Source organism: Pseudoalteromonas shioyasakiensis (genome assembly GCF_001550135.1).
Classification (GTDB): domain Bacteria; phylum Pseudomonadota; class Gammaproteobacteria; order Enterobacterales; family Alteromonadaceae; genus Pseudoalteromonas; species Pseudoalteromonas shioyasakiensis.
The window spans coordinates 1-12218 of sequence record NZ_LRUE01000013.1; the positions used below are offsets into that span (position 1 = coordinate 1).

Annotated in this window: 12 protein-coding genes; 7 read left to right on the forward strand and 5 right to left on the reverse strand. The window is 42.2% G+C overall.

The genetic code is table 11. From position 1 onward, the window contains the following. Positions 1 to 10 precede the first annotated feature (10 nt). A complete protein-coding gene (locus tag PASHI_RS05315; RefSeq protein ID WP_062564240.1) occupies positions 11 to 1339 on the reverse strand; it encodes an IS4 family transposase in 1329 nt (442 codons plus the stop codon). 123 nt (positions 1340 to 1462) lie between these two features. Then, positions 1463 to 2614 carry a methionine adenosyltransferase gene (metK, locus tag PASHI_RS05320; RefSeq protein ID WP_054551125.1) on the reverse strand — a complete coding sequence of 384 codons (1152 nt, stop codon included), beginning with the start codon at positions 2612 to 2614 and terminating at the stop codon, positions 1463 to 1465. Between the two features lie 266 nt (positions 2615 to 2880). Between metK and tkt the strand changes: the two genes are divergently transcribed. From tkt to PASHI_RS05350, 6 genes are all read left to right on the forward strand, one after another. Then, positions 2881 to 4872 (forward strand): transketolase, encoded by a 1992-nt coding sequence (tkt, locus tag PASHI_RS05325; protein WP_054560913.1) that lies wholly within the window; start codon positions 2881 to 2883, stop codon positions 4870 to 4872. A gap of 260 nt (positions 4873 to 5132) precedes the next feature. Beyond that, positions 5133 to 5807 carry a winged helix-turn-helix domain-containing protein gene (locus PASHI_RS05330; protein ID WP_240701461.1) on the forward strand — a complete coding sequence of 225 codons (675 nt, stop codon included), beginning with the start codon at positions 5133 to 5135 and terminating at the stop codon, positions 5805 to 5807. A 173-nt stretch (positions 5808 to 5980) separates the two neighbouring features. Further along, positions 5981 to 6307 (forward strand): hypothetical protein, encoded by a 327-nt coding sequence (locus PASHI_RS05335; RefSeq protein WP_062564831.1) that lies wholly within the window; start codon positions 5981 to 5983, stop codon positions 6305 to 6307. Positions 6308 to 6398: 91 nt separating this feature from the next. Then, on the forward strand, positions 6399 to 6710 hold the full coding sequence (gene ppnP / locus PASHI_RS05340; RefSeq protein WP_054551131.1) for a pyrimidine/purine nucleoside phosphorylase: 312 nt from the start codon (positions 6399 to 6401) through the stop codon (positions 6708 to 6710). A gap of 182 nt (positions 6711 to 6892) precedes the next feature. After that, positions 6893 to 7249 carry a ribosome hibernation-promoting factor, HPF/YfiA family gene (gene hpf, locus PASHI_RS05345; RefSeq protein WP_054551132.1) on the forward strand — a complete coding sequence of 119 codons (357 nt, stop codon included), beginning with the start codon at positions 6893 to 6895 and terminating at the stop codon, positions 7247 to 7249. Between the two features lie 667 nt (positions 7250 to 7916). Then, a complete protein-coding gene (locus PASHI_RS05350; RefSeq protein WP_425272495.1) occupies positions 7917 to 9089 on the forward strand; it encodes an NRAMP family divalent metal transporter in 1173 nt (390 codons plus the stop codon). Between the two features lie 250 nt (positions 9090 to 9339). Here the strand turns inward: PASHI_RS05350 and PASHI_RS05355 are convergent, their stop codons facing one another. The 3 genes from PASHI_RS05355 to PASHI_RS05365 are packed head-to-tail and all read right to left on the reverse strand — an operon-like array spanning position 9340 to position 11663. Beyond that, positions 9340 to 10527: a vWA domain-containing protein gene (locus PASHI_RS05355; protein WP_062564833.1), complete on the reverse strand. Its 1188-nt coding sequence runs from the start codon at positions 10525 to 10527 to the stop codon at positions 9340 to 9342. Position 10528: 1 nt separating this feature from the next. Further along, positions 10529 to 11377, reverse strand: a complete 849-nt coding sequence (locus tag PASHI_RS05360) for an AAA family ATPase (RefSeq protein ID WP_054560907.1) — start codon at positions 11375 to 11377, stop codon at positions 10529 to 10531. 52 nt (positions 11378 to 11429) lie between these two features. After that, on the reverse strand, positions 11430 to 11663 hold the full coding sequence (locus PASHI_RS05365) for a DUF1653 domain-containing protein (RefSeq protein WP_371319660.1): 234 nt from the start codon (positions 11661 to 11663) through the stop codon (positions 11430 to 11432). 63 nt (positions 11664 to 11726) lie between these two features. On the opposite strand from PASHI_RS05365, the gene PASHI_RS05370 reads away from it, so the two are divergent. Next, on the forward strand, positions 11727 to 12209 hold the full coding sequence (locus tag PASHI_RS05370) for a DUF2947 domain-containing protein (protein ID WP_062564834.1): 483 nt from the start codon (positions 11727 to 11729) through the stop codon (positions 12207 to 12209). The last annotated feature ends 9 nt before the right edge of the window (positions 12210 to 12218 follow it).

Genomic DNA, 12218 nt, shown 5'->3' on the forward strand with positions numbered 1-12218 from the left:
CCAATGCCAGTCAGTTAAGCTGACTGGCATTTCTTTTTTTATGTGGGTACTTTGATGGCTTAGGCTTTATCGCTCTTGGGTATCGCCTATCTTCTCTTCTAGGTGGCAGTTTAAATAGTCTCAGCGTACCTAACAGATGCTCCCAGTGAATTGGAATATTACCGGGGCTCATAATTGATATTGATGAAAAGTATTGAATAACTGCCATCGAGCAGCTTGAGAAACTGAGTTGGTTAGGCCATATTCCTTCAGCTTTTGCTGCTAGGGTCATCAACCTTCGAATTAAATTGTATGCGAGGAGGATCCCCCATAGCTCCTGTCTAACCATATCAGGGCGCTTACTCCGAAGGTGGTATGTGCTATCTAGCATTGTTTGCTTTATTTCTCGATACCCTAATTCTATTTCCCAGCGATGGCTGTATAAATCAACTATTTCGCTACTTGGAAAACGAAGTCTATCTACCATCGAGGTTAATATTCGGTAATTTTTACCTTTTATGGTTTTACTAACCAGTCTTGCTTTAATAACTTCGGGAACATCGGGGAAATTCTTTTGCGCATGCTTAGTGGTTTTGAGCTCAATTATCAGGTCATTGTTACCAACCTTAGAAACGACTTCGTATTGTAAATCAGGTCTTGCAGGTATTAGCCAATGCCTTTCTTCTCCAGTGCTGTGCCATCGATTTAACAAGCCCAGTGAATAGTACCCTTTATCAAACATGGTCAACGAGTGGTTAGGTGTACGCTCAATCAGTCGTTCAGCAAGCTTCATTTCATTCGTCTTATAGTTATCAAACTCACTGCTTATCAGTTGGTGGCTGGTGAGTTCCATATGACAAACCATGCGAATTTGTGGGAATCCTGTATCACCATATTGGTTGCTAGCCGATGAGAATGCTTCACGATTCTCATCTGAATCGGCCGTACGCCAAACAACACCATCAACCGCTAATAAATTTAACCCAGCCCACGTGTCAAACTCTTCTGTATGGTACATATTATCAGCAGCTTTATTAAAGACTTGCTTAACGGGGTCATCACCTAATCGCTGGCGAGCTTGAACCATGGCACTCGGGGCGACTAACTGATTTTTGCCAGGCAGCATAATGTCTAGTTTATTCGCAATATTCCAGACAGATTCTTTACGAAATAATGCCATGCCAATAACAGACCAAAGCACAGCTTCTAAAGGCAACCTGCGCTTTCTAACTGTGGCTACTCCAGCTTGTTGAAAGCCTTGTTCAATCAGGTCAGAAGATAAAATTTCAGATAATTTTTCAAACGTGTGATAACGAGTGCTTTCTTCGAAAGCAGAATGAAGAGCTTGTTCTATATTCACAAAAAAATCCGTAGTTAGTTGCCTAACTACGGATTGTGCATGATCATTCTGATCGGTCAACTGATCAACTTCTTAACTGATCAGCATTAGCCAAAAGGCGCTTTTTTCATTTTATCAAACCTATTACAGGCCTGCAGCTGCGCGAAGTGCGTCTGCTTTGTCTGTACGCTCCCAAGGGAACTCATCACGACCGAAGTGACCGTATGCCGCAGTCGGTTGATAGATAGGACGCTCAAGATCAAGCATTTGGATTAAGCCGTAAGGGCGTAGGTCGAAGTGCTCACGTACTAATTCGATTAGACGCGCTTCTTCTAATTTACCTGTACCAAATGTCTCGATGCTGATAGACGTTGGCTCTGCAACACCGATAGCGTAAGAAACTTGTAGCTCACATTTGTCAGCAAGGCCAGCAGCAACCACGTTTTTAGCAACGTAACGAGCAGCATATGCAGCTGAACGGTCAACTTTTGATGGATCTTTACCAGAGAAAGCACCACCACCGTGACGAGCCATACCACCGTATGTATCAACGATGATTTTACGACCTGTAAGACCACAGTCACCCATTGGGCCACCGATAACGAAACGGCCAGTTGGGTTGATGAAGAACTTAGTTGCGCTAGAGATTAGCTCGGCAGGAAGAACCGGCTTAATGATAGTTTCCATTACCGCTTCAACTAAGTCGTTTTGTGAGATTGAATCACAGTGTTGAGTTGAAAGAACAACGGCATCAATACCAACAGGCTTGCCATTTTCGTATGCAAACGTTACTTGAGATTTTGCATCTGGGCGTAACCAGTTAAGCTCACCGCTTTTACGAACTTCAGCTTGACGCTGAACTAGACGGTGTGAGTAAGTGATTGGTGCAGGCATTAAAACGTCAGTTTCATTACATGCGTAACCGAACATTAGACCTTGGTCACCAGCGCCTTGCTCTTCAGGGCGAGCACGGTCAACACCTTGGTTGATGTCTGGAGATTGTTTACCGATAGTGTTTAGGATTGCACAAGAGTCAGCATCGAAACCCATGTCTGAGTGCGTGTAACCGATTTCACGTACTGTTTTACGTGTGATTTCTTCGATATCAACCCAAGCGCTAGTTGTGATTTCACCACCAACCATCACCATACCAGTCTTAACATAAGTCTCACATGCAACACGGGCATGAGAATCTTGCTCAAGGATAGCATCTAGAACCGCGTCAGAGATTTGGTCCGCGATTTTATCCGGATGACCTTCAGAAACAGATTCAGAAGTAAATAAATGTTTTGCCATTGTATTTCTGCTCACAAATATTGCGCTTCACAAACGTCGGTAATAGCGCTAAAAAATTAAGGGGCGTATTTTATCTAAAACAAATATGTTTGCATAGTAATTTTACGCCTAGACGTCTATTTAAAATTACTAATAACGTATTGTTCTTAACAAACGCCCATAATTGGTGCATTTAATGCGGATTTTTAATTGCACTGTACCCTTACAATAAGTAAGAATGGGGCTTCATAAACAACCAGCGCAAATACATAAAGGTAGGAGAATTCATGCCATCACGCAAAGAACTTGCAAATGCTATTCGCGTCTTATCAATGGACGCAGTACAACAGGCCAAATCTGGTCACCCTGGCGCCCCTATGGGCATGGCAGATATCGCAGAAGTACTATGGCGCGATTATCTAAAGCACAATCCAACGAATCCAGAGTGGGCAGACCGAGATCGATTTATTCTTTCGAATGGCCACGGTTCAATGCTGATCTATTCTCTACTGCACTTAAGTGGCTATGACTTACCACTAGAGGAAATTAAAAACTTCCGTCAAATGCACTCAAAAACACCAGGTCACCCAGAGTATGGATATGCACCAGGTATTGAGACTACTACGGGTCCATTAGGTCAAGGGATCACAAATGCAGTGGGCATGGCAATTGCCGAAAAAGCGCTAGCTGCACAGTTTAACCGTGAAGGCCACGATATTGTTGATCACTTCACGTATGCATTCATGGGTGATGGCTGTTTAATGGAAGGTATTTCACACGAAGCCTGTTCATTAGCCGGTACATTAGGCCTAGGTAAACTAGTTGCATTTTGGGATGACAACGGCATCTCAATTGATGGTGAAGTAGAAGGTTGGTTCAGCGATGACACACCAGCGCGCTTCAAAGCATATGGCTGGCACGTAGTTAGCGATGTTGATGGTCATAACCCTGATGCAATTCGCGCCGCTATCGAAGAAGCGCGTAGCATCACTGATAAGCCATCATTAATCTGTTGTAAAACAGTGATTGGCTACGGTTCACCTAACAAGTCAGGTAGCCATGACTGTCACGGTGCACCACTAGGTGAAGACGAAATTAAAGCATCTCGTGAATTCCTAGGTTGGACTGGCGATGCATTTGAAATCCCAGCTGATATCTACAGCGAGTGGGATGGCAAAGAAAAAGGTAAGCAACTAGAAGCAAGCTGGGACGAAAAGTTTGCCGCTTACGCAAGTGCACACCCAGAACTTGCTGCTGAGTTTAAACGCCGTACAAATGGAGAGTTACCAGCTGATTGGGCTGAAAAGTCACAAGCTTACATCGAAGAGCTACAAGCAAACCCAGCAAACCCAGCAACACGTAAAGCATCACAAAATGCATTAAACGCGTTTGGCCCGTTACTACCAGAATTCATGGGTGGCTCTGCTGACCTTGCAGGTTCTAACTTAACACTTTGGGATGGCTCAAAAGGCCTAGAAGCTAACGATGCTAGCGGTAACTACATTTTCTACGGTGTACGTGAATTTGGTATGTCAGCGATCATGAATGGTATTGCATTACATAAAGGCTTTATTCCTTACGGTGCTACATTCTTAATGTTTATGGAATACGCACGTAACGCAGTACGTATGGCCGCATTAATGAAGCAGCCAAGCATCTTCGTTTACACGCACGATTCAATTGGTTTAGGTGAAGATGGCCCAACGCACCAACCAGTAGAGCAAATTGCAAGCATGCGTTTAACGCCTAATCTAGTGAACTGGCGTCCATGTGACCAAGTTGAGTCTGCGATTGCATGGCAACAAGCTATTGAGCGTAAAGATGGCCCAACGTCACTGATTTTCACTCGCCAAGGCCTAGAGCAACAAACGCGTACCGCACAGCAGTTAGCAGATGTGAAAAAAGGTGGTTACGTACTTAGCTGTGACGGTGAGCCAGAGCTTATCCTTATTGCAACAGGTTCTGAAGTACAGCTTGCACAAGATGCCGCTGCAGAACTTCGTTCACAAGGTAAAAAAGTACGCGTGGTATCTATGCCTTCAACTGATTTATTTGATGAGCAAGACGCTGCCTATAAAGAAAGCGTACTACCAGCAAGCGTTACACGCCGCGTAGCAATCGAAGCGGGTATCGCAGACTACTGGTACAAATATGTAGGTCTAAACGGCGCAGTAGTTGGCATGACGACCTTCGGTGAGTCAGCACCTGCAGGCGAGTTATTCAAGCACTTTGGTTTCACTGTTGAAAACATCGTAAACAAAGCAAACGCCTTGTTCTAAGCTTTAGTCGCTAAAATTTAAAAGCCCGCCCTGTAAAACCACAGCGCGGGTTTTTTTGTGTTTGACTGGTAGGTTGGGTAGAACGGAGTGAAACCCAACACATTCACTATAAACCTCACTCCTCGTGATGTGCTAAAGAACTCTCTTCAATTATCACATCATGCAAGTTGTTAAGCTTTCCTAATGTGTTGTAAGAGATTAGTTAATAGGGGCTTTTTGCTATATTATCGTCCAGTCAAAGTAATATTTAAGGAATGAAAATGAAATGGTTGTATATGCTGGCTTTACTGTTAGCTAGTTTTAATAGCTTTGCTTTATGTTTTGATATGCCGTTTTTTCGAGTGGGTGTTTGTGGAGACGATCTTGAAAGTATTAGTATCGATTTGCCATTTATTTTATGGGTGCTTGCGGTTGTTTTCTTTGGGCAGTTATTAGTAAAAAGCAAGGTTAATGCTTACTTACTATCTTTACTTTTTATTCTCTCTCTACCACTTAGCCCAATTGTTCTTTTAGTGACTTACAGCTTTAAGTTAATTAGTAGAAATTATAAAAAAGTGCTGAGAAAAAGTGAGCAAGAAGATACTCAAGAAGTGGAGGAAAAAAGCTTTTCTCTTTCTGACCAAAGCACTTTGATGATCGGTGAATATACATTTAATTACGAAGAAAAAAGCATTTCAAAAGATGAGCAAGTAACTTATTTAGAACCAAAAATGATGCAAGTACTTAGCTATCTAATAGAACAACAACCTAGAGTCGTCAGCTTAGAAGAGCTACACAGCAATGTTTGGCAAAATCAAATAGTCACCGACACTGCTATTCGCCGAGTAATTAGTAAGTTGCGAAATGCCTTTTCAGATACTGATACAAAAAACCCTAAATATATAAAGTCCCAGATGAAAAGAGGGTATCAATTTATAGCTGAAGTTTTTAGCTAACTTTTTGATTTATAGGTATTGTTATTGGTGTGATTATAGTTATAACTTTGGTTATAAGTAAGTGATGATTAAGTAATGGCTAAATTATGGTGTAATTTTCAGAGTCATTTAAATTGAAATGACAGAGGCAGTTGCTTGCTTCTTTTTACTTTTAATTTAATAAGGAAATGACCATGAAATACATCATTACAGCAATCACTTTAATATCTATGACAGCACTTACTTTTTACGCACTAAATACAAGTCAGTGTATATCGTTTGATCTTTTATTAGTCGACGTTGCTTTCGGAAGCTGCGAATTGAAGGCTGAAAATACGAGCTTGTTATCGTACCTTATTCTCGCTGGTTGGCTAATTTGTAATTTCTTATATGGTAAGTTTTACATTAATGGAACATCTCCAAGAGTATTAACCCCATTGTTGTTTATTGTTGGTCTACCTGGAACTTTCTTTGTTTTCTTACTTGCTCAGTTTATTAAAGATAATAAAAAGCCAGCTTAAATAATGGTTTTAATTGAATAATCTTCAGTTGCTGCGCACTTGAAATTCGGGCAGGGTGGATTAGATTTAAAACAAAACAACAGGAGTGAGGATGTCTCAGTTTGATAATGTAAGTGTGCTGAAAAAAGCCAATGTGTATTTTGACGGTAAAGTGTCTAGCCGTACTGTGGTATTTGCTGATGGCAGCACGAAGACGTTAGGCTTTATGCAACCAGGTGAGTTTGAGTTTGCTACGAGCAAAAAAGAGTTGATGGAGCTTAACGGTGGCAGTTGGCAAGTGCTTTTACCCGGTGAGAGTGAATGGCAAACAATGCAAGCTGGAGAGTCATTTACCGTTGATGCAAATGTTACCTTTCTAGTAAAGGTCAGCGAGTTTGCTGACTACTGTTGTTCGTACAGTTAATGAGCAGTTGTTAACCTCTCTGAAAAGCCCGTGTGATGCGGGCTTTTGCATATTTTATCCGCAACGCATGATCTAAATCATCTGTGGTTACAATCAATTACTAATTATCTGCAAATTTCGCTTGTGTTAATTCAATTCGCCCCCAATACTAACTGTGAGGTAACAAGAAAAAAGGATACCCTATGAAGATTAATATTTCTGGTCATCATGTTGACGTTACTGAGGCTGTTAGAGCTCATATCAACGAGAAGTTCTCGAAAATTGCTAGCCATTTTCCATCATTAATATCACTCGATATTATTCTTTCAAAAGAACACAATAAGTATCAGGCTGAGATTAGTACAACCTATGAAGGCGCACGTTTATCTGTAAAAGCTGAAGATGATGTGATGTACCCAGCTATCGCAGGTGCTGCAAAAAAACTAGATGCATCACTTAAACATCGTAAAGGGCAAATGAAAGCCAAACTACACGAAAAGCCGGTCAGTACAACACCGGAAATTGCCCACGAAATCATTCAGGAAATGAACCTGAGCTAATTACAGAGCACTAGCCTAAGCGGCTAGACTTAAAACTAAATCTGAAAAAGCCAACCGTTGCGAAACGCTTGGCTTTTTTGGTTTTAATATTTAACTATTAGCCGTCAGCCGTCAGCCGTCAGCCGTCAGCCGTCAGCCGTCAGCCGTCAGCCGTCAGCCGTCAGCCGTCAGCCGTCAGCCGTCAGATTGAAGTTCCAAAAGTTAGCGAGTTGCTAGGGGAAAGAGTAAAGGTATTGAGTTAGAAAGAGTAAAGGGGAAAGTTTGCGAGTTTGAGACGTAGGAGGCGTTTTAACGCCGAACAAAAATGGAGATATTAGATATCAGTCGTTAGAAGTCAGATTAAAAAACCAAAGAGTAGCGAGTTACTTGACACAAGTGGTAGGCAGTCTAGTGTTGCTAACTTGCTAACTTGCTAACTTGCTAACTTGCTAACTTGCTAACTTGCTAACTTGCTAACTTGCTAACTTGCTAACTTGCTAACTTGCTAACTTGCTAACTTGCTAACTTGCTAACTTGCTAACTTGCTAACTTGCTAACTTGCTCAGCTTCCAATCTCACACAAAACGCTGTAAGTTGCTTGTTACTAAGAATAAAACACACATAACTTATGCAATCAGCAGTATCAAATTGGCAATCTAAATTAAATGCATTAGGGCCGGGAATTTTAATGGCTACAGCCGCCATTGGTGGCTCACATCTAGTAGCATCAACACAAGCAGGATCATTATTCGGCTGGCAGCTATTTTGGCTAATCATTGTAGTAAACGTATTGAAGTACCCATTCTTTCGATTTGGCATGGAGTACACCCTTGCGACCAAACAAAGTTTAGTTGAGGGCTACAAGCAAAAAGGGCCGGGGTATTTCTATAGTTTTATTGCGCTTAATATTGTCGCTGCGGTAGTAAATACTGCAGGGGTTTTATTATTAACGGCCAGTCTGCTGCACTATGCATTACCTGTCACTGTTTCTGTAACCTTATTATGCTGGCTGATCTTAGTTGTGTGTTTGCTTATTTTGTTGTTGGGGCACTTTAAGGCGCTCGATAATGTCTCAAAGCTCATTATGGGGCTGCTAACGGTTACAACCGTGGCTGCGCTAGTTGTCGCTATTAATAATGGCCCAATGGCGCCAGTTGACTATGTGGGCCCGTCGCCGTATGAGCTTGCCATGCTTGGCTTTATGGTCGCGCTCATGGGCTGGATGCCTGCACCCATTGAAATATCAGCAATCAGCTCACTGTGGCTAAAAGAAAAGCAGCATCAACAAGCCGTGACAAAGCAACAAGGCTTGTTTGATTTTAATTTGGGCTACTGGCTTACCGCAGCACTTGCGTTAGTGTTTTTTTCATTAGGTGTGTTAGTGCAATATGGCCAAGCACAAGCAGTGCAATTAGGTGGAGTCGCTTTTGCAAAGCAGCTAATTGATATGTATGCCCTCACTATGGGCGAGTGGGCAAGGCCACTGGTTTCAGGTATCGCTTTTTTATGTATGTTTGGCACCACGCTAACAGTGCTTGATGGCTACGCCAGAACATTAAATGAGTCGCATAAACTGCTACCGATTAAACAATCTAAACACAGTTTAAATATGTGGTTATTACTACAAGCATTTGCTGGCATGGCAGTGATTTTATTCTTTAAATCAGCCCTTGGCCCAATGCTCACTTTTGCTATGACCCTCGCTTTTGTAACCACTCCCGTATTTGCATGGCTGAACTTTAGTTTAGTACGCTCAGAACCCAGCATTCATCACTCACCTTTATTACGCACCCTAAGCTGGCTAGGCTTAGCTTATTTGGTGGGCTTTGCGCTAGTGTTTTTGGTTTGGAAACTCGCTTAGTTAGCGAGTTACTAGGGGAAAGAGTAAAGTTAGAGCTGTCAGATTGACAGTTAGCGAGTTACTAGGGGAAAGAGTAAAGTTGTCGAGCTGCTTGACTTAGATACTAGGTATTTTAGAGTTTCTAACTTTCTAACTTTCTAACTTTCTAACTTTCTAACTTTCTAACTTTCTAACTTTCTAACTTTCTAACTTTCTAACTTTCTACTTTCTACTTTCTACTTTCTACTTTCTACTTTCTAACTTTCTAACTTTAACTCAACTCCCTAATCGCATTACTAATCCCATCTAGCGTGAGTGGGTACATGCGGTTGTCCATTAACTGCTTTATAAAATCTATCGATTGATAATAGCGCCAGTGTTCAACGGGTTGTGGGTTGAGCCAGGCGACTTTATCAAAGTGATTGGTTATGCGGTTTAGCCAAGCGCTGCCGGGTTCTTCATTCCAATGCTCAACGCTGCCACCGGGGTAGGCTATTTCGTAAGGACCCATGGTGGCATCACCAACAAAGATCACCTTGTAGTCGCTGGTGAACTTGTTAATCAAGGTCATGGTATCAATGACGTTAGAGTGACGACGTTCGTTGTCTTGCCAAACATGCTCATACAAACAGTTATGAAAATAGTAAAACTCAAGATGCTTAAATTCGCTGTGGGCGGCACTAAATAACTCTTCACAGGTATGAATGTAATCATCCATTGAACCGCCGATATCAAACAGCATCAATACTTTTACCGCATTATGGCGCTCTGGTGCCATTTTTACATCGAGCATGCCGCCTTGCTTTGCGGTTGCGCGAATGGTTTCGGTTAAATCGAGAGTATCGCTTGCACCAGTACGGGCAAATTTACGAAGTTTTTTTAGAGCGAGTTTAATGGTGCGCGAGCCGATTTCACGGTCACTATCAAGGTTTCGGTAGCTGCGTTTATCCCATACTTTTACCGCACGGCGATGTCGGTTACCGTCTTGACCAATACGCACACCTTCAGGGTTATAACCATAGGCGCCAAATGGCGAAGTGCCACCGGTACCTACCCACTTATTACCTCCAGCATGGCGCTTTTGCTGCTCTTCAAGGCGTTGCTTGAGGGTTTCCATGAGTTTATCAAGGCCGCCCATGGCTTGTAATTGCGCTTTTTCTTCTTCACTTAAGTGCTTTTCAAACTCTTTGCGTAGCCAATCATCAGGCAAGGCATGTTGCTGTTTTAAGCTTTCGAGCAGATCAAGGTCGGCCACACCACTAAAGTAATCTGCAAAGGCTTTATCAAAACGATCAAAGTGGGTTTCATCCTTGACCATGATGGTACGCGCTAAGTAATAAAACGCGTCAACATCGGCAAAAATAACCCCTTGCTTGAGCGCATTGATCAAATCAAGTAGCTCTCGCAAACTAGCAGGTAAGCGGTATTCGCGAAGCTTGAAGAAAAACGCAATTAACATCTTAACGGCGGCTCATAAACGCAAGTTTTTCGACTAAGCTAATGTCTTGCTCGTTCTTTAATAACGCGCCAAACATTGGCATTAAGCCGCCTTTTTGGCTTTTATCATGCAGTGTTTTAGCATCTATATCTTCAGCCATCAGCAGTTTTAACCAATCAAGTAATTCGCTGGTTGATGGTTTTTTCTTAATGCCGTTTACGTCACGTAGATTAAAGAACACCTCAAGTGCTTGGCGAACTAGGTCTTGTTTAACGTGAGGGTGATGCACATCGATAATTTGCGCCATTTCTTCACTACTTGGAAAATCAATGTAATGGAAAAAACAACGACGTAAAAAGGCATCTGGCAGCTCTTTTTCATTATTCGACGTAATGATCACAATCGGACGTTGCTTTGCAATAACGCGCTCGCCGGTCTCATAAACATGAAACTCCATTTTATCGAGCTCTAATAGCAAGTCGTTGGGAAATTCAATATCGGCTTTGTCGATTTCATCAATCAATAGTACAGGGCGCTTGTTATGTTGCTCACCATAAGTAAAGGCTTGCCATAATTTCCCTTTTACAATGTAGTTGCTGATATCGTGCACTCGCTCGTCACCTAACTGGCTGTCGCGAAGGCGCGATACCGCATCATATTCATACAGGCCTTGCTGCGCCTTAGTGGTTGATTTGATGTGCCACTGAATTAGTGTGGTGTCTAAGCTTTTTGCAAGCTCCTCGGCCAGCATGGTTTTACCTGTGCCAGGCTCACCTTTTATTAGCAACGGTTTTTCGAGCAAGATCGCTGCGTTAACCGCTTGTTTTAATGAGTTACTGGCAATGTAGTTGTCGGTTGAATTAAAAAGCACGATGTCACCTTATCTGGTCTGAGCAGTGATTAATAGCGTCATGATGCCACAGTTAGTCGGCGTCTGAAAGGTATGCAAAACGCGGTATCGTTTTACCCTCCACAGTGACGGTTTCTGTAAACATACTAAGCGGGCGTGCCCACATGCCAAATTCGCCGTATAGCGCTTGATAAATTACCAGTGGCTCATTCGTTTCGCTATGAGTAGCAACATATTCAACTTTGTATTTTGGACCTTTGTAATGTTGGTAAATACCGGGTTTGATTGTCATGTGTTTATCTCGCATCTTGGAGTCATTTGGGTATAATTGCAGTTTGCACATTTTACGCTGAAACAAACTGCCTAAACTATGAATTATATTTCGTTAGATGAATACAAAAAAGCCTGGGTTTTTCGTCATAAAGATATGCCGATAAGCAGCGAAGACGCAGCACAAATTAAACCAATGAGCGCTGAACGCGCTGCGGTTTTATGGACTACTATGGTGAGCCGCGAGCATGATCACCCTGACTTTTTTGATAAAACAGATTGGTGCGGCAAAGACGACAGCTTTTCAGAGACCATTAACTGGGAAAGTGCATGGGAAGCGGGCGATGAGCAGTTACCAGAAGAAATCCTTAACCACTTAGAGTGGGAAGCAAACACCACTGTTTATTTTTGCATGGCTCGCGACAATATTATTGAAACCAGCTTTGCCGTTTTTAAACGTTGTTGGCAAAACTTTATGTTTTTAGCTGATGGTAGTTTGTTATTAGGTAAAAAGCGTGATGCAGTGGTGCAGTTTTTAGAAACTGGTAACGCAAAATTGGGTAAAAAAGGCGCAGTAAAGTAGCGCTCAATA